Source organism: Dyella choica (genome assembly GCF_003977665.1).
Classification (GTDB): domain Bacteria; phylum Pseudomonadota; class Gammaproteobacteria; order Xanthomonadales; family Rhodanobacteraceae; genus Dyella_B; species Dyella_B choica.
This window is the reverse complement of sequence record NZ_RYYV01000006.1, coordinates 211,027-235,692: the sequence shown is the minus strand read 5'-3', so window position 1 is coordinate 235,692 and position 24,666 is coordinate 211,027. Positions and strand designations below refer to the sequence as shown.

Here is a 24,666-nt window from a genome sequence, read left to right as displayed (position 1 = left end):
GAACAGATACCCGCCAGGCTTAAAGCGTCAACTCACAGGCGTTGTTCTTGTCCGAATAGGTACTTTGCATCGCAAAGACGCCTGTTTTCATCGTCACGTTCCCCGACGCCCCTTGGCCCGTACTGATCCACGCGCAGACGTCACCGGTTTCGCTACCGCGTTTGGTCACCCAGCCAGTCGACGGAAACTGATCCGTGAGGGTTTCGGCATACTCATGGCCCTCCACGATGGAAAAGCCGTCGGCGACGCCCGCCGTACCCGCATTGACGAAATTCTTCCCGCAACTGGATCCGGCATCGTAGACGTAAGGCATATTGGTGTACGCGATATCCCCAGACGATGACGTCGTGTAGTTGTGCCAGGCACAGAAATTGGCCCCTGCATTGAACCCGTCCGGATTGGTTCCGGTCGGCGACAGGATCACGTATTGCACATAGCGATTGGACGCAGCCGTCGTATTGCCGAAGTGTGCGGCCGCATTGAGCGCCTCCTGCGTCAACTGAGCTGTCGTCGCCTGCTGCGGCGATGGCGCGCTATTGTCGTACCACACACCCGCCAGCACCGTTCCGCCGCCGGGGTACGGGATGAAGTTTGCGCTGCTCGGGCAGGAGGTCGAGCCTTTCACGGCCGCCGGACCGTCGCAATATTGCGTCATCACCGTGGACCAGCCCTCGCCCGTGCCCAGGCCGAGGAACAGGTTTTGCAGGTACGGCGCGGCATTGGCCGGATCGTTGGAGAATGTCACCTGGCCGCCACTGGATCCCTGTGTGCCCCATTGCGAGCCGTAGAACACCAGATACACCTTTTCAGGTCCACTGGTGACGGCAGCATTGACGAAGCCGGAATCCGTCGTACCGCCGCTGTAATACAACGTCTTCGTCGATACCCTGAGCGAGCCGGCAGCCGACTCGTAAGACTGCATCACATGCCAGGTTTCCATGGTGGGGATCACACCATGGCGATAGGCGTGGCCGAAAGCAGGCGAATAGGGATTCTCCTGCAGCGGCGACTGGCCGGCCGCGATCGCAACCCCGGATAGCGCGGCGATCAGCGATGAAAAAGCGATGGTCTTGCCGTACTTCGAAAAAGCGAACATGTCGTTTCCTCGTTTCAAAGGACGAAAGAACCCGCAGCGGCCATGTCGCTGAAGCATGCATCGCCGCACCGGGCGTTCATGACACCAATCGGGACGTACTGCACGACATCCTGCTTTGAAGAAGGCTTCGTCGAACGCATTTGAAAATGAGATGAAGCATCCGGCGTAATTTCATGACGAAGCCATTCACCCCCTCCCAGTGGCGAACTTGCGGAACGTAACGGAAGATTTCGGCAAAGACAACCGTCCGTTACCCGGGAACGCAGACCGAGTACAAACGTTTGAATGACTCGCCAATGCTTAGCTCAGCGCTTCCTTCAACGCATTGTGCATGGCATGGCTGGCGGAGCGATCGATGCACGCGCTAAAGCGTCAACTCACAGGCGCCATTGTTGTTCGAATAGGTGCTTTGCATTGCAAAAACCCCGGTCTTCATCGCCACGTTGCCTGCCGCACCCTGGCCCGAACTGATCCAAGCGCAGACGTCACCGGTTTCACTGCCGCGCTTGGTCACCCAGCCGAAGGAGGGGAATTGATCCGTGATTGTCTCGGCATATTCGTGGCCTTCCACGATCGAAAAGCCGTCGTCGACGCCGCCTACGCCTGCGTTGACGAAATTCTGTCCACAGCTTGCGCCCGCATCGTAAACGTAGGGCATATTGGTATACGCCACATTCCCAGCCGTAGACGTCGTGTAGTCATGCCAGGCGCAGAAATTGGCTCCCGCATTGAACCCGTCGGGATTGGTTCCGGTCGCCGACAGGATCACGTATTGCGCATAGCGGTTGGACGCAGCGGTCGTATTGCCGAAGTGCGCGGCCGCATTGAGCGCTTCTTGCGCCAATTGCGCCACCGTAGCCTGCTGCGGCGATGCCGCGCTATTGTCGTACCACACACCGGCCAACACCGTCCCACCGGCCGGATACGGTACGAAATTCGCGTTTTTGGGGCAGCTAGCCGAGCCCGCCATGGCCGCAGCGCCATCGCAATATTGCGTCATCACCGTGGACCAGCCTTCACCCGTGCCCAGGCCCAGGAACAGATTCTGCAGATAGGGCGCCGCATTCACCGGATCGTTGGAAAACGTCACCCGTCCGCCACTGGAGTGCTGCGTGCCCCACTGCGAGCCGTAGAACACCAGATAGACCTTCTCAGGTCCGCTGGTGACGCCGGCATTGGCGATGCCCGAATCATTCGTACCGCCGCCGTAAAACAGGGTCTTTCTTGTCACTTTGAGGCGATTGGAAGCTGACTCATAGGCCTGCATGACATGCCAGGTCTCCATGGTGGGGATCACCCCATGACGGTATTGGTGGCCGTAGGAAGGCGAATAGGGATTCACCTGTAGCGACGACTGCCCCGCCGCCAGCGCAGCACCGGACAGTGCGGCCACCAGGGATGAAAAAGCGATGACCTTACCGTGCTTCAAAAGAGCGGACATGTCGTTTCCTCGCTTCAAAGGACTAAAGAAACCACCACAGCTACGCCACCCAGGCATGCGCCCCCACGCCGGGCGTTGCTGGTACCCATCCGAGACGTCACCCTGCGTCGAAGATAGCTTCGTCCACCATCCCTGAAAGGGGCATCAAGGATCCGCGAACAATCCATGACGAAGGCGTTCGCCTGGGGATATCGTCGATGGCATGCGCATGGACTGCTTGCCTGCAACGCATGAGGCCAAACCTTCACGACAAAGGTATGGAGAAATGCCCCTAAGCTGGACCTGCTACCTATTGCGCCGTAACATAACGGTTTCGCGTCATGACGACGTTGATCAAGCCAGCGCATCCGGCGAAATTCGCTTCCAAGCGCTGCCTTCTGCAACGGCATTCGCGCTCTTTTGACCTGCAAAGATATCGCACATGGCCAGCGAGACCTTACTGCTTACCCGCTTTGGATCCGGCCTTCGCTCGTTGAACACCCGCCAAATCAGCGCCGAGGAATACGCGCATTGCTACCGTGAGTGGGGCGGCAGCTTTATCGTTCATCCGGAAGTTCTGAATTACTTTGAAGCAACGCATAACGTCAAAGTTCGTTATCGCGGTTATTTCAAGAATGGGCAGTGTGTGGGGGCCGTGCCGGTTTGGGGTGCGTTCGTGGCGGGCGACCACTCGGCCCTGCATGCCCACCAGCTGGATCGCAAGGAAGATTTTGGCTATCCGGTGATCCATCTGCCGATCGACCCGCAATCGAAGTGCCATGTGCTTTACAAGGCGAAATACCTGCTGAGCCTGCAGCAGCCGCAAATCGCCGGCGCGTTGTTCATGAAGCGCAAGCAGATGGCCATCCTCAAGCAATTGCCCGACGAGCTTGAGGCCGGCAAAAAGGAATACCAGATCAAGGAACGCCGATTCAAGCGACAGGGCGGGATCGCGCGCGATATCCAGGCATTCAGTGGCGAAGAAATCGCCGCCATCTACGTCGACCTGTTTCAACAGCGCTGGGATCGACCACCACAGGGCGCCGCAATGCTCGGCCATACGTTTTCGGCGCTGAAGAAATTCCTGTTCGGCAAGATTTTGTGGCTGGACGATCATCCCATCGCCATTCAAATCAATTACCGCGCCGATACTCGCCGTACGATCTGCATTGACTACGTCAACGGCGGAGTGGTGAAGACGCTCAAGAACCTCAGCCCAGGCTCATTGCTTTCCTATATAAACGGCTGTAACGCCTGCGAAGAAAGCCGGCAAACCGGCAAACAGCTCATTTACAGCTACGGCAAGGCCAATACCGAATACAAGGACCAGTGGTGCCATCGCGTAACGCGAGGGCTGACTGGATACTGGCTACCCTAGTTTGCCGACATTGCCACGTAGGCTGGGATGGCAATCCCAGCATCGGGACCGCGCCAAGAAAGCTGGGATTGTCATCCCAGCCTACGCCGATTCGGTGATACGACAGCCGGGAAAGGAGCATTTCATGGCTGCCTCGGCTCTCCTCGTCGGCTCACCGTTTGCTGTTGTCCGAACCGGAAGGAACCAACGATACGCGGTCAAAGGCGTACAGCGGGCCATCCGTCGGCGCAGTGAACAGCAGGCACAACGTGTGCTTGCCCTGTTGTGGCGAAAATACGGCATCGAGACCGAAGTGCCTGGCACCGATCGCTGGATCGGGCAGAAGTGCGGTCGCAACTATCGGTCCGTCGCAACGATCCAGATGGGCGACCAGCTCGCCGTGCGGCGTAGCGTGCGGGCGCGATACCACCAGCCTGGCATCATGCGCGAGTGCGTAGTTGCGCTCCAATCGTGCCACCTCGACATGAATCGAAGCGATGCCGTCCAAGGGAGCGGCCGGATACTGCTGGCAGGCGTCGAAGACATTGATGGCGTATACCGGCGCCATGCTGGTGGCATCCGGCATGGGTTGTACGCGCAGGCGAAAATCGCTGCCGGCACAATTGGCAAGCTCGACACCCGCGCGCGAAAGCAAATGCTCGCGGTCGATCACGCGTGTGCGCATGCCAGCAAGCATGCTGCCGTCGTCGGCATAGACCGACGCCCTGATCGTGGCGGGCCAGGCCAAGGCAAAGGGCTTGCTGTAAAGCGGCGCATGACTATCAGGACTGCTGCCATCGGTCGTGTAATGGATGGCGCCATATCCCGCCTGGTTGGAGAGCGTCACCAAGGCTTTGTCGCTCTTCAACGCGACGTCGGCATCGATCTGAATGACTGGTGCAAACGCGCTGTCGGCGTAGTCGACTTGCTGTGCCGCATAACGCTGGAACTGTGCCGGTAGCCGCGCAAGAAAGCCTTTCCAATCGTGTGTGGCGGCTGGCGACCACACGACCTCGCTCAATGCATCCAGGCGCGGGAAGGCGGCGTGCTCCACATGCCGCATGCTTGGCATGTGCTCGGTCCATGCGTTTGCCTGCGCGCCCAGCACGTGGGCGGCCTGCGTCGCGGTCAGCAGCGAAGGAACGGGATTGAAGCGATAGACGTCTTCCAGGCTGCGCGCCGGGTCGCGTCCGGCCGTTTCATCGGGCAGAAGGCTTTGCAGGCTGTCCAGGTACAAGTCCGGTGCCGGCGACATCACCACGTCGTGCCCCAGCCTGGCTGCCTTGATGGCGCCGTCGGTACCGCGCCAAGACATCACGGTGGCATCGGCCGGCACGCCACCGTCAAGGATTTCATCCCAGCCGATCAGCCGCCGCCCATGTGCGGACAGGTAGCTGCCGACGCGGCCGATGAACCAGCCCTGCAGAGCGTCCTCGTCTTTCAGGTGCAGCGCGCGGATCTTCGCCTGGATGGCCGGCGATGCCTTCCATTGGTCTTTGATCGCTTCGTCGCCCCCCACATGGATGTAATGCGAAGGGAACAGCGCCATCACTTCGTCCAGCACGTCGTCGATGAACTGGAAGCTCGCGTCGTCGACGTTGTAGAGGTAGGGATTCACGCCCCAGTCGGCCGATACCGGCGGGCGCTTGCCAGTGACACCGAGTTCCGGATACGCAGCCACCGCGGCTTGCGCATGCCCAGGCATGTCTATTTCGGGCATCACGGTAATGTGGCGGGCGGCTGCATACGCCACCACGTCACGAATCTGCTCTTGCGTATAGAAGCCGCCGTAGCGCTGCGGCTCGCCATCAAGACCGGCATCGGGCGGGGTGCGCCACGCGCCGATGCTCGTGAGTTCCGGGTGGCGCTTTATTTCGATGCGCCAGCCCTGGTCGTCGGTGAGATGCCAATGCAGCACATTGAGCTTGTGCTGCGCCATCTGGTCAAGCAGCAGCTTCACTTCGTCGGCGGTCTGAAAATGACGGGCGGAATCCAGCATCACGCCACGCCAGGCGAAGCGAGGCCAGTCACTGATGTGCAGCGCTGGAACCTGCTCTTCGCCCTGTCGCGCGTTTGGCGTCAGCAGTTGGTACAACGTGACTGCGCCATGGAACAGGCCGGCATCGTCGCGGGCCTCGATACGAATGCCCGTTGGGCTGACATCGAGGGTATAGCATTCGGCGCGCGCCAGCTTGGGATTGCGCTGAAAGACGATGGCCTGGCCTGTCGTGCCTTCCTTTACGCCAAGATGCAAGCCGCGGGTGCGCGCGACGAGATCGGCGAGATACTGCGCAGAGGCATGCGCTGCAGGGTCATTCGCCGGCACGACGATGGAAGTGCTGCTATCGACCTTGAACGAGCCTTTTGCCTGCTGCAGCTGCGCGGGTAGTGGGATCAGCGATACCGGAGCGGCGTGGACGAGGCCAGCTAAGGCTAGGCAAAGCAGTGAAGCGGCGATTCGCATGCGGTTTCCTGTTGGTCGGGAGTGACGCGGCTCCTTCATGAGGGCCCCTTGCACCACCCCCATGCATCTGACTCGTAGGCTGGGATGAAATCCCAGCTTCGTGCAGACGGCGATGCTGGGATTTCATCCCAGCCTACGTTCCCCCGAGGCAAGTTTGCAACGCCGGGGTAGCGGCGTTGCAAGCAGGTGTCAGCAAGCCTTTTCCCAAAAAAGCGGACCTGGCAAGACATCACCAGGTCCTTGGCGGGGAAGCAAGCCTAGAACTTGAAGCGCAAATTGAAGTAGTACTGGCGGCCGTTCACGTAGAACGCATACGGCTGCTTACCGAAGGTGTTGTTGTCCTGGTAGTAGTAGCGCCACTTCGGGTTGTTGAGGTTCATCGCATCGAAGGTCACCGACATCCAGTCGTTGATCTTGTAGCCGGCCGAGAACGCAAGGTTGCCTACACCGGCCTGGAAGTAGTTCGCACCGTGGCTGACCGTGTCGTAGAACGACGAGCGATAGGTGTAGGCCAGGCGTGCATTGAACAGGTCATTCTCGAAGTACACCGAGGCGTTGAAGGTGTTCTTTGAAGTGCCCTGCAGCGGCGCACCGCCGGATGCGCGGGCGTTGGCGTAGGTGTAGTTCGTCTCCACGCCCCAGTTCTTGCCGATCGGCTGGTCGTAGGTCAGCTCCACACCCTTGACGTTGCCATTGGTGTTGCTCGGCACGGTAACGGTGTAGGTGGCAAACACATCATGACCGGCATTGCCCGAGGCCTGGATGTCCTTGTACACCCGCTGCACATCCGCAAAGTTCACATAGTTGCTCAGCGACATTTCGTACACGCTGCCCGACAGCAGGCCGCGCGGCGCGAAATACCATTCCAGGGCTGCATCGAAGTTGGTGGACACCAACGGCTTCAGGCCTGGGTTGCCGCCTGCACCCGTATGGGTGAGGTCATCCAGCGACACGGAGCCTGCCAGCGCCGAGTAGTCCGGACGGGTCAAGGTCTGCGACGCCGCGAAGCGGGCAATGACGTCATCGGTGAGATCGAACTTCAGGTTCGCGCTGGGTAGCACCTTGTTGTACGAATGGTGGATGGTGTTCCAGTAGTACGGGCCAAATGCAGAGGTGGTGATCGGACCGACCGCCGACGAAGCCGTCGGATCGGGGTTGGTGGTGGCGTCGTTGATCGTTTCGGCGGTGTGGACGTAGCGGAAGCCGAAATTGCCGCCCCAGCGGTCACCGTCGAAATTCGCCTGAGCGTAAAGCGCGGTGTCCTTTTCCTTCACCTTGTAGATGTCGTTCCAGTAGAAGCGCGTCACCGGATTGCGATTGGCGAATTGCGCGTCGATTTGCGCCAGCTGCGCGGGCGTGAAGTACCACACGCTGCCGGGAACGTTCGCGCCGATCTGGCTGCCGAAGTCGCTCGGGTAGTTGGAGTATGCGCCCGGATAGGCCGCCGGATTCTGCCAGGCGCTGGCGAAGTTCGGACCCTGTGCGATGTCATGCAGGCTATCGCGGGTATGGGTGGCATAGCGCCCGCCGAACTGCACCGAGGAGAGCGGACCGTCGAAGTCGAGCTCGCCATCGCCCTTGACCCAGGTTTCCTTGTCGACCATGTGGATGCCCTGCTCGCCGAAGATCCAGCCGAACGAGGGCGCCATGGTGGACTGGTTATTGTTGACCGGGCCTTCGTTCCAGTTGATCGGCGTACCCAGGCCGTTCATCGACCAGCTGCCGGAACCGCCGACGTTTTCGCCCAGTTCGATCACGTCCTGGTGCGGGCTGTCGCCGGAGCCGTGCGTGGTGCCGACTTCGCCCCTGAAGCTGAGCTTGTCGTTGACTTTCCAATCCGCGGTCAGGGTGATGTAGTTGGTCTTGGACTTGGCGCCGGGTCGCGAGATCTGGTCGTATACGCCATAAGCGCCGGTACCGCCTGCAATATTTCCGGCGGTGATCACGTTGCCCTGGGTTTGAACGTTGGTCAGCTGACCGCCACCACCGAGCGCATTGCTGGTCCACAACATGTAGTTGCGGTTGAAGTTGTCGGCCTTCATTTGGGAGTAGAAGCCGTCCAGGTTCAGCGTCAGGTTGTCGGTCGGCTTCCATTCCAGATCGAAAGCGCCGCCTTCGCGCTTGCGCGTCTGCGTGAACAGCGCGTTGCCGATTTCGTTCGGGTAATAGTACGTCTTACCATTCAGCGGGATGGAGTTGTAACCGCCTACCACTTCCTGGCCATCACGTTGCAGGCTGCGCTCTTCATAGAACGCCTGGACGAGCGCACCGAAGGTGTTGTCAGCGCTCTTGTAGTTGAACAGGCCACTGAACTGCGGCTTGACGTTGCCGGGCAGGTCGGCGTACACGCCGCCAACAGAGGCTTCGGCGGTGAACTGCTTGGCGTACTCGAGCGGTTTGCGCGTAATGATGTCCACCGAGCCGGCGCTGCCACCTTCCAGCAGGCTGGCTTCGGAGGTCTTGTGCACTACCACCTGGCTGACGATTTCGGATGGCAGCAGCGAAAAGCTGACGCTACGGCCCACGGTCTGCACCTGGTTGAGCACGAACCAGTCGCCGGTCGCCACGGTGTGACCGTTGATCGTGGTCTGCGTCATGCTGGGATTGGTGCCGCGCAGGCTCACGCGATCCACTTCGTCAAACGCACCTTCGCTGGCGCTGGAGGAACTGATGTTCACGCCCGGCAGGCGCTGCAGAGTATCGGCCACGTTCTTGGCGGGCAGCTTGCCGATGTCCTCGGCGGAAACCACTTCCACGTGGGTGTTGTCCGCGCGCTTGGTATCGAGCGACAGCTCAGCGCTGGAGCGGATGCCGGTGACCGTGATCGTGGACAGCTCCTTGATCTTCTCCTTGTTGGCCTGTTCCGCACTGTTGCGCTGATTGGCCTGGCTGGAGGTCTGGCTGTTGTCTTGTGCATAGAGCGCACCCGACACGCACCAAAGGCCGGCGATGATGCTCGCGGCGAGCAGGGTCTTACGATGTGACATGGCTTCCTCCCCTCAGAGGCGTTTTTTCAGCACGGCAAATGTTCGCGGCATGTCCGTACTGCGGTGGCATATGGGCTTGCGCCCGGTTCGTTTTAAAACCTTCCTCTACCCTCTACATCTGACTCGAGCACGCGCCTCAAGGCGCGTGCTGACCATCCAGATACAAGCCGGCGGCGCCGATCACGCCGAGCTGGCCGTGCTCCATCAGTCGAACAGGTACCTGCTGCAGAAAAGGGCGCATCACGCCCTTGTTGAAGTAGCGCTCCGCAAAGGTGCTCGACAGCAGCAGGCCGCGGATCTGCGGCAGGATGCCGCCGGCGAGGTAAACCCCGCCGCGGGCGCCGTACAGCAGCACGAGATCGCCGACGAAGCTGCCGAGCAGTCCGCAGAACACGTTCAAGGCTTCGACCGCTGCAGCGTCGCTGCGCTCCACCGCGCTGCGCGTCACTTCGGCCGGCAGTTGCAAGCCCGGTTTCGCACCGCGCAGCGCACAGATGGCGTTGTACAAGTTGAGCAGGCCTGGACCGGATAGCGCATGCTCGTAGGACACGTATGCGCGATCGCGTGCGAGCCAGCGCAGAATGTCGATTTCCAGTTCATTGCCAGGTGCCAGCGACACCTGCCCTGCTTCGGTCGCCAACACGGTGGCGTGCGGCTTGCCTGGCAGCAGCACGGCCGAACCCAAACCCGTGCCCGGCCCCATCACCAACACGGGTCCGGGCACCTGCGGCGCGCTGCTCTCGATCACCGGCACAGCATCGGCCTGGGTCATGAACTGGGTGGCGTAAGCGACGGCTTCGAAGTCGTTGATCACCGCAAGACTGGAAATGCCCAGGCTCTCGCGGATGTCGCGAATGGACACCGGCCACGGCAGGTTGTCGTTGACGATGGCGTCGCCCAGCACGTAACCGGCGCTGGCCACCGCGCAATGGTCCACGCGGGTGCCGCCACTGAGCTGCGCGACAAAGTCCTTGAGCACTGCGGTGAGGCTGGGCCATTCGGCGCAGGCATAGCGACGGTATTCCAGCACCGTGACGGGACGGCGGCCGTCGGCGCACGGGCTGACCAGCCCGATGCGCGCATGCGTACCGCCAACATCAGCCGCCAGGAACGCCGGTTGCGGAGCCAACGCCGATTGCGCCTTGCCATGTACGACAGCCTGAACCACGCCCCCTCCTCACGTCTTTGGCCGTGCCTGCCCCACCAAACTTGCGGGACGACCCTCCAGGCACGATTCGTTGACGGAGTCTGGTCATGAATGACAACGCTGTCAACAAGCGGAAACACCAGCCTGGCAGCGAGCCGTGCGGCGGCGCGATACGGCAATCCGCATGGTTTCCAGCGAAAGTTTTCAACTATTTGAAACTTCGTTAATTTCGCCTCGGCACTGTAGGCCGAATGGCCTATGCGGCGAGCTGCTGCGACGCATCACGACCGGCCTCCGGAAGGAGACAAATGACGCACGTTGTCGGCACCAAAAAAGACCGCCGATTGACAACGTTGTGCATTGAGGACAATAAAGGACGTCTTAAGGATGTCGGTTGCCGGCATCGGGTCCAGCCACGGGGAAAGCCGCTACATGTCTTCCACCACATATACCGCCGACGCACGCACGTCGACCTTGTTGCCGATGCTGATCATCGGCGTGCTGTTCTTCATCATGGGATTTTTCACCTGGCTCAACGGGCCGCTGATTTCGTTCGTGAAAGTGGCCTTTACGCTGGACGACATCAACGCCTTCCTGGTGCCCTTTGCGTTTTATGTTTCCTACTTCGTCCTCGCGCTGCCCGCCGGCGCGGTACTCAAGCGCACCGGCATGAAGAAAGGCATGGTGCTGGGGCTGATCATCATGGCCATCGGCGCGGCGGTGTTCGGGCAGTTCGTGCGCATTCGCGTCTATCCCGGTGCGCTGGCCGGCTTGTTCGTGATCGGCGCGGGTTTGTCGCTGCTGCAGACCGCCGCCAATCCCTACATCAGCATTCTTGGCCCGATCGACAGTGCCGCCCAGCGCATTGCGCTGATGGGCATCTGCAACAAGGTGGCCGGTGCGCTGGCGCCGCTGGCCTTCGGCGCGCTGGTGATGACGGGCATCGATACGTTTTTGGGCCAGGTCACCGGCATGGCCGAAGGTACGGCACGCGAAGGCCTGCTCAATGAGTTCGCCGCACGCGTGTTCTGGCCGTACATGAGCCTGGCCGGGCTGCTGGTGCTGCTGGCGGTCTGGATCCTGTTTTCCGCGCTGCCGGAGATCAAACCTTCCGGCGCCAACAGCGAACGCTCGATCGGGCATGGCAAGGGCGGCATTTTCAGCTTCCCGCACCTGTGGCTGGGCGTGCTTTGCCTGTTCCTGTACGTGGGCGTGGAAGTGATGGCCGGCGATGCCATCAACACCTACGGCCAGGGCTTTGGCCTGCCGCTGCAAGTGACTTCGCACTTCACGACCTACACCATGGCGGCCATGCTGGCCGGCTACGTGCTCGGCTCGGCGCTGATCCCACGCGTCATCTCGCAACAGAGCTACCTGGGAGTATCGGCCGTGCTGGGTGTGCTGTTCGCCATCGGCGCATTCGTCACCCACGGTTATGTATCGGTGGCCTTTGTCGCCGCGCTGGGCTTTGCCAATGCCATGATGTGGCCGGCCATCTTCCCGCTGGCGATCAAGGGGCTGGGCAGCCACACCGAACTGGGCTCGGCCGTGCTGATCATGGGCATCGTCGGCGGCGCGCTGCTGCCGCAAGCCTTCGTGCACCTGAAGCAGTACATCGACTTCCAGCTCGCGTTCGTGATTGTCATCGTGCCGTGCTATCTGTACATCCTGTACTACGGGGTGCGCGGCCATAACGTGGGCATGCATGCCGCCTAAGGCAGCTGAAGTGAAGTCAGGTCCTGCACTCTCCCTCTCCACCAAACCCCGACATTCGGCGGGTCATTGGGCTACGATGCCCACCCGACACCCGGGAGGATCTCTCGTTGCACAGCCCCACCATCAAGGACGTCGCCAAGCACGCCGGCGTTTCGTTGAAGACGGTTTCGCGCGTCATCAACCACGAGGCGGCGGTACGGCCCGAAACCCGCGAAAAGGTGGAGCGGGCGATCGAGCAGCTGGGCTATCGCCCGGATCCTTCCGCACGCAGCTTGCGCAGCAGTTCCCACGCGTATGCGATCGGCCTGGTCTACGACAATCCGAACGCGCATTACGTGATCGACATGCAGAACGGGGTGCTGTCGGCCTGCCGCGAGCGCGGCTTCGGCCTGCAGATCTATCCCTGCGACTCGACCGCGCCGGGCCTGGCCGAAGAGCTGGTTTCGCTGGTGCAACGCGCGCGCCTGGCCGGCCTGATCCTGGCGCCGCCGATGTCGGAGCAATCCGCGCTGCTTGCCACGCTGAAGGCGAGCGACGTGGACTTCGTACGCATCATCGCCGCCCGCGAGGACCCCAGGGATGGCATGCCATGCGTATACGTGGACGATCACGATGCGGCGTACGCCATCACCGAACACCTGATCCAGCTAGGCCATACCCGCATCGGCTTCCTGTGGGGCGAGCCGCATCACCGCTCCAGCCCGGAACGTTACCAGGGCTACGCGGATGCCTTGAAGGATTACGGCATCCCGCTCAACCGCAAAATGATCCTGCCCGGCCGCTATGCGTTCGACGACGGCTTCCGGGGCGCACGCAAGCTGCTGGCGCTGAAAGAGCCACCCACTGCTATTTTCGGCTGCAACGACGAGATTGCCGCGGGCGTGCTGGCCGCGGCGCGCTCGGCCGGCCTGGACGTGCCATGGGACCTGTCCATTGCCGGCTTCGAAGACAGCCCGTTTTCCAAGCAGGCCTGGCCGGCCCTGACCACCGCGCGGCAATCGACCAGCGAAATCGGGCGACATGCGGCGCTGCACCTGATCAGCGGCTTGCAGCAGGACACCGAATTGCCCAACGAGGGCTTCATGCCGGAACTGGTGGTGCGCGGATCAACCGCGCCGCCACGGCAGACCTGATTCTCCCGCCCTTCTTCCGTAACTCCCCCACCCATCTGCGACGCGCCTACCCACTGTACGGCGAGCCTGTCCCCTCACTTCAATCCTCTCCCCGGCGGGGAGTGGAAGTGGTGCATGCCGCGTCTTATTCTCCCGGAGCCGCCCGTGAAATCCGCTCGTGACACCCTGATGTACAACGAGGCGCAGGAAAGCGCCGTCGCCATCGAACGACAGCTTACGCAGAACGCGTCGATCCTCAAAGCACTCGGCGAACGCCTGCGCGCAAACCCGCCGCGCTTCATCGTTACCTGTGCGCGCGGCAGCTCCGACCACGCGGCGGCCTACGCGAAATACGTCTTCGAAACGCGGCTCGGGCTGGTCACGGCATCGGCTTCGCCGTCGATTTCCTCCATCTACGACGCCAACCTCAAACTCGACGGCGCATTGTTCGTGGCGATTTCGCAATCCGGCAAAAGCCCCGACCTGTTGCGCAGCGCCGAAGCCGCCAAGCAGGCGGGCGCGTACGTGCTCGCTCTGGTGAACGTGGAAGATTCGCCGCTTGCCGCACTCGCCGATACCGTCATTCCGCTGCGCGCCGGCCCCGAGCGCAGCGTCGCCGCCACCAAAAGCTATCTCGCCACGCTTGCAGCCGTGCTGCAGCTGACCGCGCACTGGTCCAATGACAGCGCGCTGCACGCCGCGGTTGGGCGACTGCCCGATGACCTGCGCCGCGGCTGGGAAGGTGACTGGAATGCGCTGGAACAGGGACTGGTCAATGTACACAACCTGTTCGTGGTCGGGCGCGGGTACGGCTTCGGTGCGGCGCTCGAAACGGCCCTCAAGCTCAAGGAAACCTGCGGCCTGCACGCGGAAGCCTTCAGCGCTGCCGAGGTAAAGCATGGCCCGATGGCGTTGGTGGGCGATGGCTTTCCGGTCCTGTTCCTGGCCCAGGATGACGGCACGCTGGAAAACACCCTCGCCGTCGCCAACGAATTCCGCTCGCGCGGCGCTCGCGTGTGGGTGGCGGCACCTGGCGCACAAGGCGCCGATGCACTGCCGCTGCCCAGCGGCATCGACCCGATCGTGACGCCGCTGCTCGCCGTGCAGAGCTTCTATCGCGCCGCCAGCGCCCTGTCGCTCGCACGCGGCTACGATCCGGATGTGCCGCCGCATCTGCGCAAGGTCACGGAGACCGTCTAATGCCGCCGAATCCGCTTATCGCCCTCGTCAATGGCCGTGTACTCGGCGATCACGGCCCGCGCGAAGGCCTGGCGGTGCTGGTGCGCGGCAAGCGCATCGTCGCCATCGTTGCACACGACGATCCGCGCCTCGCCGATGCGCAGAAACACGATCTGCAGGGTCATCTGCTGTTGCCGGGCTTCATCGACGTACAGGTCAACGGCGGCGGCGGCTTGTTGTTCAACGACGATCCCAGCGTGGAAACCCTGCGAGGCATGGCCGCAGCGCATCGCAAATTCGGCAGCACCGGCATGCTGCCCACGCTGATCACCGACACCGCGGAGAAGATGCGCGCCGCCCTGCAAGCGGTGGACGATGCGATCGAGCAGCGCGTCCCCGGCATTCTCGGCATCCACGTGGAAGGCCCTTTCCTCGCCAACGCGCGCAAGGGCATTCACAACGCCGACCTGTTTCGCCAGCCGGATGACGAAGACGTCGAAGCACTGATCGCCCCACACAAAGGCCCGGTGATGCTGACGCTTGCGCCGGACCAGGTGCCGCTGCCAGTGATCGCGCGGCTCGCTGGCGCCGGTGTCGTGGTGGTGGCCGGCCATACCGCCGCCACCTACGCCACCACGCGCGCCGCGCTCGATGCCGGCGTCTGTGGCTTTACTCATCTGTACAACGCCATGACACCGCTCGCCAGTCGCGATCCGGGCGTGGTGGGCGCAGCGCTGGATGATCCGCACAGCTGGTGTGGCCTGATCGTGGATGGCCATCACGTGCATCCGGCCGCTTTGCGCATCGCTATCGCGGCCAAGGCGCGCGGCAAATGCGTACTGGTTACCGACGCAATGCCACCTGTCGGCAGCGATCATCCCAACTACGTGCTCAACGGCCAGACCATCGTGATGCGCGACGGCATCTGCCAGAACGAAGCAGGCGTGCTGGCTGGCTCCGGCCTGGACATGGCTAGCGCCGTACGCAATGCCGTGCAGACGCTCGGCCTGTCGCTGGCGGAAGCGTCACGAATGGCGAGCAGCTATCCGGCGGCATGGATCGGACTGGACCGCACGCATGGGCGGATGGCGGCCGGGTATCAGGCGGATTTTGCGGTGATGGATGATGCGCTGGTGGTGCAGGAGACGTGGGTGGCGGGCGTGCGTTATGCGGTTACCGCGTAGGCTGGGATGCAAATCCCAGCAGCAAACTCGTCAAGGGATAGCTGGGATTGTCATCCCAGCCTACGCCTCCGACAATTTGATCTAGCTACGAAATTACAGCTGCTTGAGGACGAGCTGCTTGAGCTGCTCCGCCAATTCAGGCGTCAACGGCCCTAAAATGCCGCGCTTGTCCTCTGGAATATGCGCAGCCGGATGCGCGCTGTCGAACAGGTAGTAATCCAGCAGATGCCGCCAGGCCGCTTTTTCCGCTGGCGACAACCCCCTCATGCTCAGCAGCCCGTGCAGCAGGAAGCCGCGGGCCGAATGCGTGGCGGGCACGCCCTGCATGATCGGCTTCCACCAGTAATTCACCAGTGCGTTGAGCCGCTCCAGTGACGCCACGTGATGCCACCATAGCGGCGGAATGTAGATGGCATCGCCCGGCTCCAGCACTGCCTGTTGCGCGTGCTTCAACGCTTCCCTCAGCTTGGGGAAGCGCGGATCGTCGGGGCGGTCCAGCCGCGCCATGCTGATCGCCGCGCCGGTCGGCGCAAAGTCCAACGGGCCGACATAAAGATTCTTTACCTGTTCTGGCGGGAACACCGTGAACTCCCTGCGTCCGCATACGACGCAGGCGATGTTGTAGTACTCGTCAAAGTGCGCAGGCGTCACCACCCGATTGCCGAGCCACAGACGCGGCTGGATGTGTGGCGGCAGGAAGGACACGTCATGCTGTTCCACGAAGCCCGGCAGGCACGCCGAAATCAGCGCGCTCTGGATAGCGAGGCCGGCCGTGCTGTGCTCACGGCTGTACTGGGCCAGTCGCTGCAGCCCCTGCTTAAGAGAAACGCGGTGATGTTCGTAATTGAAGCCGCTGAGATCGGCGTTGTAGCCCACCAGGCCATCCTCGCCCGGCGGGATCAGTAGCGTGTCCACTGGCGTGCCGTTGTCGAGTTCCGACAGGCGGCGCGCAAAGGCCGTGTCCGACTCCCTCGCGAGTTCGACAATCGGCCAGTCGCGAACCAGGCCGCGGATGACCAGGGGACGATCGCAACCGGCAAAGTCATCGATGGTGATCGATGCAGCGGGCCCCTGGAATGCCTCAATGGATGCCATCATGGGTAGGCAGGATAGCTGGGATTGTCATCCCAGCCTACGCTGCCGGTCACGTGTCACTGATACACATGCAGGCGATTGAACACCCAACCGTAATACGACTTCACCAGCGACTTGTCCGCACAATCGGCATACAAACCGTTGCAGCGCTCCCGCAATGACGTCAGCGCGGAGAAATAGGCGCCCGTCGGCAAGCCGGCCGCCTTCACCACCATGCCCGGCAGATGTGCGATGTCCAGCATCGGATAGGTCGGCAACGGCGCGCCGGGCACATTGCTCTTGATCATGTAGTAGGTCAGGTAGTCCTGGTATTGCACCAAGGCCAGCGGCAGGCTGCGCGGCAGCGTGCGCATCAGGTCATCGAACGAGGGCTGGTGGTCACCGAAATGCACCAGCACGGTCGGTTGCTCGCGATCGAGGAATTCGTGCTCCAGCCCCTGCATGGCCACGTCCGAATCGTGCAGGCGTTGCAGATAGGTGTCGAAATTCAGCGCGGTGGCCGGCGGCAAGCCTTGCAGCAGGTTCTGGAACGGCTTGGGCAGGGTCGACATCGGATCGTTGTGCGGGCCGTGCTGGTTGATGGTGAGAATCATCATGAAGACCGGCTGGCCCGGCTTCTTCAGCTTGTCGTAGACGCGCTTGGCGGCCTCGAACATCTGGGCGTCCGTTTCGTCCCAGTCATCCAGGCCCAGCTCGCCGGCGCCATAGAACTGATCCACCCCATAGGCCTTGTAGGCATCGCGTCCGTTGAGAAACTCGCCATGCGTGGGATAGACCGCCACGGTGAGATAGCCGAGCTTTTTCAGCAGCCGCGGCAACGAGTCGTGCACGTGCGGGGCAAGCACGTAAGGCGCGTACATGCCGCCGGGACCGAAGATGTCCTGCGGCATGCCGGTGAGCGCGGCGAATTCGCTGACCCAGGTGCCACCGCCGAAGGTATGCACGCGCAGCACACCCGTGCCGCGCGTACGGGCATCCGGTTTGAACATGTCCAGGCGGCACTCAGGCACGCTGCAGTGGGTGAACGGCGCGGGGTCGAAGGTGCTTTCTTCCAGAACTTGCACGATGTCCGGATAGCGGGCGGGGTCGATGTTCGACGGCACCTCCGTCACCGTGGACTGCCATTGGCGCGCTGCCGTGGCGTCGTCGGAGCCGGCCGGCACATGCACGCTGGAATCGCGCAGATTCACGAAGAAATTGGTGAGGTCCGCATCGTCGGACATCTTTTCCCAGGTACCGCGCGCGTGCACCTGTTCGAACGGCCCGGTGGGCAGCAGGCAGATCCAGAACAGCAGCGCACAAAGCGCGATACCGCCCACGCGCAGCAGGGAGCGCGGCATCTTGCGCAGGTGCTGGAACAGTTGCCGATCGCAATTCCAGGCCAGCCACAGCACGATGGGTACGGCGATACCTACGCAGAGGCCCACACTATAGATGTCGGGATAGCGGCGCAGCGTTTCGAATAAGCTGGAGCGTACGTAATAAACGAAGTCCGCCGGCATCAGCGGAGATTCCAGGTACTGTTCCTTCAGCACCGTAATCGCGCGCAACAGCAGGAACAGACCGCCGCTGAAAACCAGCGCGAACGCCAGCCGCGCGAACACGAACAGCGCCACGCCGAACACGCACAGCATCAGCGTCAATACGAAGCTACGCTGTTCGAGCAGGGGCTCTTGCCAGGCGGTGAACCAAACGCACACGGCGAAGAACGCCCATGCGCAGGCAGCAGTCACGCGGTTTCGCGTAGCGCGAAACGGAATCAACGGCATGGGTGGTTCCCCTGTATCGGCGGCGCCGGCAAGGCGCGTTCTTCTGGTTGTCAAATTTGCGTCATTTTAGTGCCATTCGACAGCCGGGCAGCTGCCAAAAGGCAGGCGCGGACTGTCACCCATATCTGTTAGGTTCATTTATTTGGCGCCCTCGAACTCTCCCCCATGCATCCACGCCCCCGTCTCGCCACCCTTGTCGCTGCCCTGCTCCTGGCCGGCTGCGCCAGCCAACCGCATGGCGAGCAGCCTCGAACCCAGCCGTTGCCGGATGGCCTGCGCGCCGACGTGGCCGTGCTGGAGACGACCGATCTGCACTCCAATGTCCTCAGCTACGACTACTACAAGCAAAAGGCCGACCCGACCCTGGGTTTCGAGCGCACGGTCACCCTGATCCGCAAGGCGCGCGAGCAGTTCACCAACAGCCTGCTGTTCGATGCCGGCGACACCATCCAGGGCAGCGTGCTGGCCGACTACCAGGCCCGGGTACAGAAGCCCGGCTGCGCGGAAGAACTGGCGATCTATAAAGTGATGGATGCCGTAGGCTATGACGGCGGCACCATCGGCAATCACGAATTCAACTATGGCCTGCCCTTTCTCTCGCAGGTCACCGGCACGCCGATGAACGTGGACGGGGGCGCCCCCCAGCACTGCGTCGGACCGCATTACCCGCTGGTGCTGGCCAATGTCGATGGCGCGCGCGACGGCAAGCCGATCTTCCCGCCGTGGACGATCGTGAACCGCAAGATCGCCGCCTTCACGCCGGACGGCAGCCAGCTCAGCGTGCCGCTGAAGATCGCCATCATCGGCTTCGCTCCCCCGCCGATCATGCAGTGGGACAAACAAAACCTCGAAGGCAAGGTCACCGTCACCGGCGTGGTGGAAGCGGCGCAGAAATACCTGCCCGAGATCCAGGCCCAGCATCCGGACCTGGTGATCGCGATCCTGCACGGTGGCATGAATACCTCGCCCTATACCTCCGACATGGAGAACGGCGGCTGGTACCTGGCCGGCGTGCCGGGCATCGATGTGCTGCTGATGGGGCACGAGCACACGGACTTCCCTGGCCCGCGTTTCGAGCACATGCAGGACGTGGACGACGAGCACGGCTTCGTGCGTGGTGTGCCCGCGGTAATGGGCGGTTTCTTCGGCAAGGACCTGGGTGTGATCCGCCTGGCGATGCTGCGCCAACAAGGTCATTGGACCATCGATAAAACCAAGACCTTCAGCCAGGTGCAGCCGATCTGTCCGCCGATGCTGATCGCCGGCAAGCCTACCGTCTCGGCAAGCAACTGCGTGCCGGCCGATCCGCAAATTGCCTTGGTCGTCGGCAAGCTGCAACAGGCGGCCATCGACTATGTGAACACGCCGGTCGGACAAAGCGCGGTACGCATGAGCAGCTATTTCGCCGACGAGGGCGACATGAGCGCGCTGGCGCCGGTGAATGCCGCGCAGATCGATGACGTGCAACATGAACTGTCCACGGCGCACCCGGAACTGGCCCATGTGCCGGTGCTTGCCGCTGCTGCGGCATTCCGCAATGGCTTCGGCGGAGCGGACGATTTCACCGACGTGCAACCCGGTCCGCTCACGCTGCGTAGCGCGGCAGATTTGTATTTCTATCCCAACACGCTGTCGGCGGTAAAAATTGACGGCGCGGCGCTTAAGGCATGGCTGGAGAAATCCGCCGAGCGCTTCAACCGTATCGATCCGAACACGGAAGGCGAACAGCAGCTGATCAACACCAAATACCCCGGCTTCAACTTCGACCAGATCCAGGGCGGCATCAGCTACGCCATCGACGTCTCCAAGCCGGTGGGGCAACGCATTGAAAAGCTGAGCTACCACGGCAGGCCGGTGATGGCGTCGCAGACGTTCGTAGTGGTGACCAACAACTATCGCGCCAGCGGCGGTGGGCATTTTCCAGGCCTGGATGGCAGCAGCATCGTGCTGGCCTCGCCCGATGGCACGCGCGAGATTCTTGCGCAGTGGTTGACGGCGCACCCCACACTTAGCGCCGTCGATCTGCCGCGCACTTCTTGGCATTTCGCTCATCTGAAAACGCGGGGCCCCGTGGTGTTCACTTCAGCCAGCGACAAACAGTCCGTGGCGGAGGCTGATGGGCTGCATAACATCCGGCAGCTACGCGACAATGGCGACGGTACAGCGGTGTACGCCATCGACCTGTCACCCTGAACGAAAGAACCCTGCTCTATCGCCAGCGGCTGGGATGAAAACCCGGTCGCTCTTATGCGTACGCGTTCCTGGGAATTTCATCCTAGCCAACCACTCTGTCGAAGGAATCACGATACCCGGCGAGCCCGCCTCATCAGGAGGCACCTGCAAGCATTTGGCGATGCCCTCTTCAATGGATTCGATCATGGCGCTCACCAGAGCAAAAGCGTTACGGGAACCATGATTCCCTCGTGACGAACATGCCTGCGGTTGAATTCATCCAGGCTGGTCATTTCCGATGGGCAGGCGTTTTCCAACGACCGTTTGCGATCGAAGCGGCCTGACCGGATGGGAGCAGGCCCTTGAGTGTTGCATGGCCCAAAAAGCGTCAAGTTATCTGTCCCGGGAGCCACCGACACGATTCGACCATGGACCGGAAATACCTGCCTTGGCGGGTTGAACGGATATCCTTCAGTCACATGGCTATTCCCAGGCTCGATGAATGGCCCATCTTGTTGATCAATCCGGTCTACCGTACGCACCAACACGTTATTGAGGTAAATACGCGCTCGCTCTATATGAGCACCTTGAATGACCGGATCGATGGGCGCATCGTCCACAGCCAAAGGCATTCCGGCTATCGCCGCATCGTCGCCGACGTCTCTGGCGGCATTTGCAAGAAACCTCAGTATGAGCGACCGCCCAAGATCACCTTGCATGGGAACAACGCCCTTCAGATTGTGCATGGTCTGTCCAAAGTGAAAGACCCTTTCGTCCGGGGCGACTTCAAAGATGATGGCATTCATCGGACCCGACCGTCGCTCGCTCATTTCCGCCCCTTCCAAGGTTGGATACAACAGCAGGAAATAGGGGTGGATGACGGAAGCCGTCAACGCATTGTAGAAATCAAGTGCAATATCGTCGTGAATGCTCCGTGGCTGCGCCACCGGCGCTCCGTGACTGAAGAATAGATGCGCCTGCATTTCGAGACCATCGACGGTCATATCTTCAGGCACCGCTACAGCCATATACCAATGCGACGAAGGACGTGCACAGGACTCCGCCGACAACAAAGACCACGCAAAAACCAGGGCAACCCAAGGGATGAGCTTTCCATTCATAATGAAGACTCGCGACCCGACAGTAATAAGCAAAACCCCTATCGATGCAGGTTTTTTCCTGCTCTCATCAAAGCAAAAGCGTCAGCGGCGCCGTGACTCCTTGGTGACGAGCATGCCTTCGGCTAAATTCATCCAAGGTGATCATTTCTGATTTGCATGTTTCTTGCTGCGAATAACGGTGATCGCGCCCTGTCGATGGGCTCAAGGCACGAGTTAGTGCACGACACTGCCCAAAGAACGTCAGATTATCCGTCCCAGGAGCAACGGTTGAGACCGGCCCACGCACGGGGAATGGAACAGGTGATGCACTGAACTCATAGCCTTGTGCTAAATGGGTATCAGACGGCTCGGAAAATGGCGGATCTTGACTGTTCCTCGTCACTTCGCGCACCACTGCGTCATTAAGATAGATGATCGCCCGTCTTACGTGTGCACCTTGAATCGTTGGGGTGATGGGCGCATCGTCCGACGGCAAAGGCATTCCTGCTATCAATGTGCGAGGGGGGATGTGCCTCAATACAGCAGCAAGGTATCTTAGTATTTTTGACCGTTCAGCGTCCTGATTGGGTATGGCGGATTCCAGATTGTCGATCGTCCGCCTGAGATCGAAGGCCCTTTCGTCCGGAGCCACTTCCATCAGTATGCCATTGAGTGGCGCGTTAAACCTTGCCTCTGATTCCGCCTCCTGGATGGTTGGATACAACGGCGTAAAGTAGCCATGCTCTATGGAATTAGAAAAGTCATTGTAGAAATCAAGCGCAATATTATCGCGAACACTTCGTGGCCGGTTCACTGATATGCCGCTCCTGAAAAGCACGTGCACTACACTTTCGATCTGATCAGCGCTTGCCGCTTGGCCGGCACGCAACGGAACGTACTTGTACCAATATAAAGGGAGCGCATAGGCCGTCATCGGCAACAAAACCCACGCCAAGACTGCGGCGAACCACTCGATCTTTTTGCGATTCATTGGCAGAGCTCCCGCAGCTTACCAAGTGGTTGCATGTCGTCACCATTGGCCATGATTCAATCTCCTATCAGACTGCACCGCTGTGAAAGGCGCCGGCTTCAGAAAAGCTTCAAAGCAGCGTTCCTGATCAGCCTCGAACCTCAGACATGAAAGTTGCTCGCCCTGCGTAGGGCCGGCTCTGGCTGAGGCTTGCAAAGCATCATCGCTCGCGCCAGGCAAGGCAGCATCTGGTGCAAGCAAAACCGACGATTGAATCGATAGGCGGCTTCAGCCAAATGGCGCGATGCCTGCCATCCGATTTTCATATTGATAAACGTACCACGGTGCGGCGGATGGAAGCTTGGGGCAATTTCCCCACGTAGTACCTCGCCTTGGCTGCTTTTCATGTCGGCATTGTCCAACACGAAGCGTCCGGCACAGCATCGGCAACGTGCTGCGCCATGCCGGCAGCCTTATGGCCGCGGTGCAATTCGATTTCCTATTTCTCGTCCAAGGATTGCTATTATCCCCCCCATCCTCCCGGGGAGATGTCCCATGGCGTTGGATAGTCGGCAAAACAGTATTGGCCAGCCAAGCCGCGAGCACCGCTGGCGTCGCCTCCTGGCCAGGATCGGTATCGGCCTTCTCCTGCTGCTCGTACTGACGTGCATCACCGGTGCAACATGGAATGCACTGATGATCCGCCATTACCGCCTGGCGTATCCCGCTCCCGGAAAAACTTATCGGGTCGATGGGCACGCGATGCACATGTATTGCACCGGCACGGGCTCGCCCACCCTGGTACTCGATGCCGGCCTGGGCGATGACTGCACGGTGTGGGCGAAGGTGCAGCCGGAGCTGTCGAAAACCACGCAGGTGTGTTCGTACGATCGTTCCGGCCTGGGTCGCAGTGACACCCTATCGAACGATCACGACGCCAACACGCTAGCGGACCAATTGCATGCGCTGCTCGAACAAGCCGGCATAGCGAAGCCGTTCGTACTGATGGGACATTCGATTGCCGGTGTTTATCTACGCGCCTATGCAACGCGTTATCCGCACGATCTGGCCGGGCTGGTGTTCGTGGACGGCAGCACGCCCGACCAGATGAAACGCCTGCCCAAGGAAGTAATGGGCAGCGTTCCCAACTTCGCGCTGATGAAATGGATGACGGTGCTTGGCGTTGCCCGCGCCACTGGTCAATGTCCGGACATCGAGCCCGGCCTGGAATCCGAACGAGGCTGGATTCTGTCTGACGCTTGCGTCCCCTCGATCGTGGCAGCGGGTATCGGCGAGTTCCGTGATATCGATCGTTCCAGCGACGAGACGCGCCAGAGCGGACCTTTCGGCAGTCTGCCCATCCTGATTTTTTTCCGAGGACCCGGCCGGACCCGCCAGAAAGGACGATCCTCTCCCCTTTCCGCCGGCCGTAATGAAAGCGGTTTCCGATAGCTGGAACGGTATGCAGGAGGATCTCAAGCAGCTTTCCACGCGCAGCCGGCGCATCATTGCCAAGGGCAGCGGGCATTACGTGCAAGTGGATCGGGCCGACCTGGTCATGCGCGAGGTTTCGCTATTCATCCAGCAAATCCGCGACGGCACGGCATCCCCGGACAACGGCACCACCAAGGTGGAATGAAAGCGAATCGGCCTGGATTTGGTTTCGCAAGCAACCGTTGACAGCCGCTGCAGTGCACAAGTAGTGTCGACCCCATGTCGCCCGTATCCACGCCAGCACGCATCGAATTCGCACCGGTCAACACTGGTCGTACGGGCGTTGCGGCGGCAACGATCATCGCCACCACGATTATTACCACCACTACCGGAACCGGAACGACCGGGTCTGGGGTGGTGTCTGTGCGCGAATAGTCTTCACACGCAAACGGTCCCGCCCTCGA

At 61.1% G+C, this 24,666-nt stretch carries 18 protein-coding genes and 1 pseudogene; 9 read left to right on the top strand and 10 right to left on the bottom strand.

Translation table 11 applies throughout. The features are described from left to right. Positions 1-19: 19 nt before the first annotated feature. Together EKH80_RS10345 and EKH80_RS10340 are read right to left on the bottom strand one after the other, a co-directional pair. Positions 20-1,096, bottom strand: coding sequence for a hypothetical protein (locus EKH80_RS10345; RefSeq protein WP_196240367.1), 1,077 nt, complete (start codon positions 1,094-1,096; stop codon positions 20-22). A 364-nt stretch (positions 1,097-1,460) separates the two neighbouring features. Next, complete coding sequence (locus EKH80_RS10340) at positions 1,461-2,537, bottom strand: hypothetical protein (protein WP_126684667.1); 1,077 nt, start codon at positions 2,535-2,537, stop codon at positions 1,461-1,463. 421 nt (positions 2,538-2,958) lie between these two features. Here EKH80_RS10340 and EKH80_RS10335 point away from each other — a divergent pair, with 421 nt between their 5' ends. Further along, the gene (locus tag EKH80_RS10335; RefSeq protein ID WP_126684666.1) at positions 2,959-3,894 is read left to right on the top strand and encodes a GNAT family N-acetyltransferase; all 936 of its coding nucleotides are present in this window, start codon (positions 2,959-2,961) and stop codon (positions 3,892-3,894) included. 151 nt (positions 3,895-4,045) lie between these two features. Here EKH80_RS10335 and EKH80_RS10330 read toward each other — a convergent pair whose 3' ends face one another. The 3 genes from EKH80_RS10330 to EKH80_RS10320 all read right to left on the bottom strand — a co-directional run bounded on the left by EKH80_RS10330 (position 4,046) and on the right by EKH80_RS10320 (position 10,492). Further along, positions 4,046-6,337, bottom strand: coding sequence for a beta-N-acetylhexosaminidase (locus tag EKH80_RS10330; protein ID WP_126684665.1), 2,292 nt, complete (start codon positions 6,335-6,337; stop codon positions 4,046-4,048). A 257-nt stretch (positions 6,338-6,594) separates the two neighbouring features. After that, complete coding sequence (locus EKH80_RS10325) at positions 6,595-9,324, bottom strand: TonB-dependent receptor (RefSeq protein WP_126684664.1); 2,730 nt, start codon at positions 9,322-9,324, stop codon at positions 6,595-6,597. A 136-nt stretch (positions 9,325-9,460) separates the two neighbouring features. Continuing rightward, complete coding sequence (locus EKH80_RS10320) at positions 9,461-10,492, bottom strand: glucokinase (protein ID WP_126684663.1); 1,032 nt, start codon at positions 10,490-10,492, stop codon at positions 9,461-9,463. 411 nt (positions 10,493-10,903) lie between these two features. Here EKH80_RS10320 and EKH80_RS10315 point away from each other — a divergent pair, with 411 nt between their 5' ends. The 4 genes from EKH80_RS10315 to nagA all read left to right on the top strand — a co-directional run bounded on the left by EKH80_RS10315 (position 10,904) and on the right by nagA (position 15,662). Further along, positions 10,904-12,187 (top strand): sugar MFS transporter, encoded by a 1,284-nt coding sequence (locus tag EKH80_RS10315; protein WP_126684662.1) that lies wholly within the window; start codon positions 10,904-10,906, stop codon positions 12,185-12,187. 107 nt (positions 12,188-12,294) lie between these two features. Continuing rightward, a complete protein-coding gene (locus EKH80_RS10310; protein ID WP_126684661.1) occupies positions 12,295-13,320 on the top strand; it encodes a LacI family DNA-binding transcriptional regulator in 1,026 nt (341 codons plus the stop codon). 114 nt (positions 13,321-13,434) lie between these two features. Further along, positions 13,435-14,499 carry an SIS domain-containing protein gene (locus tag EKH80_RS10305; protein WP_126684660.1) on the top strand — a complete coding sequence of 355 codons (1,065 nt, stop codon included), beginning with the start codon at positions 13,435-13,437 and terminating at the stop codon, positions 14,497-14,499. Further along, entirely contained in the window at positions 14,499-15,662 is a 1,164-nt protein-coding gene (nagA, locus tag EKH80_RS10300; protein ID WP_126684659.1) for an N-acetylglucosamine-6-phosphate deacetylase, read from the top strand. The genes EKH80_RS10305 and nagA overlap by 1 nt, the downstream gene beginning before the upstream one ends. 93 nt (positions 15,663-15,755) lie before the next feature. On the opposite strand, the gene EKH80_RS10295 is transcribed toward nagA, so the two are convergent. Continuing rightward, complete coding sequence (locus EKH80_RS10295; protein WP_126684658.1) at positions 15,756-16,760, bottom strand: cupin-like domain-containing protein; 1,005 nt, start codon at positions 16,758-16,760, stop codon at positions 15,756-15,758. Positions 16,761-16,813: 53 nt separating this feature from the next. After that, positions 16,814-18,526, bottom strand: coding sequence for an LTA synthase family protein (locus EKH80_RS10290; protein WP_126684657.1), 1,713 nt, complete (start codon positions 18,524-18,526; stop codon positions 16,814-16,816). A gap of 165 nt (positions 18,527-18,691) precedes the next feature. Between EKH80_RS10290 and EKH80_RS10285 the strand changes: the two genes are divergently transcribed. Next, positions 18,692-20,719: a bifunctional 2',3'-cyclic-nucleotide 2'-phosphodiesterase/3'-nucleotidase gene (locus EKH80_RS10285; protein ID WP_126684656.1), complete on the top strand. Its 2,028-nt coding sequence runs from the start codon at positions 18,692-18,694 to the stop codon at positions 20,717-20,719. A 191-nt stretch (positions 20,720-20,910) separates the two neighbouring features. Here EKH80_RS10285 and EKH80_RS10280 read toward each other — a convergent pair whose 3' ends face one another. The 3 genes and pseudogenes from EKH80_RS10280 to EKH80_RS10270 form a co-directional block, all read right to left on the bottom strand. Further along, positions 20,911-21,819 carry a hypothetical protein gene (locus EKH80_RS10280; RefSeq protein ID WP_126684655.1) on the bottom strand — a complete coding sequence of 303 codons (909 nt, stop codon included), beginning with the start codon at positions 21,817-21,819 and terminating at the stop codon, positions 20,911-20,913. Between the two features lie 67 nt (positions 21,820-21,886). Next, a complete protein-coding gene (locus tag EKH80_RS10275) occupies positions 21,887-22,789 on the bottom strand; it encodes a hypothetical protein (RefSeq protein ID WP_126684654.1) in 903 nt (300 codons plus the stop codon). A 140-nt stretch (positions 22,790-22,929) separates the two neighbouring features. Further along, positions 22,930-23,079 (bottom strand): annotated as a pseudogene (locus EKH80_RS10270) (IS1595 family transposase); the annotation flags it as partial. A 244-nt stretch (positions 23,080-23,323) separates the two neighbouring features. On the opposite strand from EKH80_RS10270, the gene EKH80_RS10265 reads away from it, so the two are divergent. The 3 genes from EKH80_RS10265 to EKH80_RS23820 all read left to right on the top strand — a co-directional run bounded on the left by EKH80_RS10265 (position 23,324) and on the right by EKH80_RS23820 (position 24,637). After that, positions 23,324-24,220, top strand: a complete 897-nt coding sequence (locus EKH80_RS10265; RefSeq protein WP_158628809.1) for an alpha/beta fold hydrolase — start codon at positions 23,324-23,326, stop codon at positions 24,218-24,220. After that, entirely contained in the window at positions 24,201-24,407 is a 207-nt protein-coding gene (locus tag EKH80_RS10260) for a hypothetical protein (RefSeq protein WP_126684652.1), read from the top strand. The genes EKH80_RS10265 and EKH80_RS10260 overlap by 20 nt, the downstream gene beginning before the upstream one ends. A 74-nt stretch (positions 24,408-24,481) precedes the next feature. Further along, complete coding sequence (locus EKH80_RS23820; protein ID WP_158628808.1) at positions 24,482-24,637, top strand: hypothetical protein; 156 nt, start codon at positions 24,482-24,484, stop codon at positions 24,635-24,637. Positions 24,638-24,666: the final 29 nt, after the last annotated feature.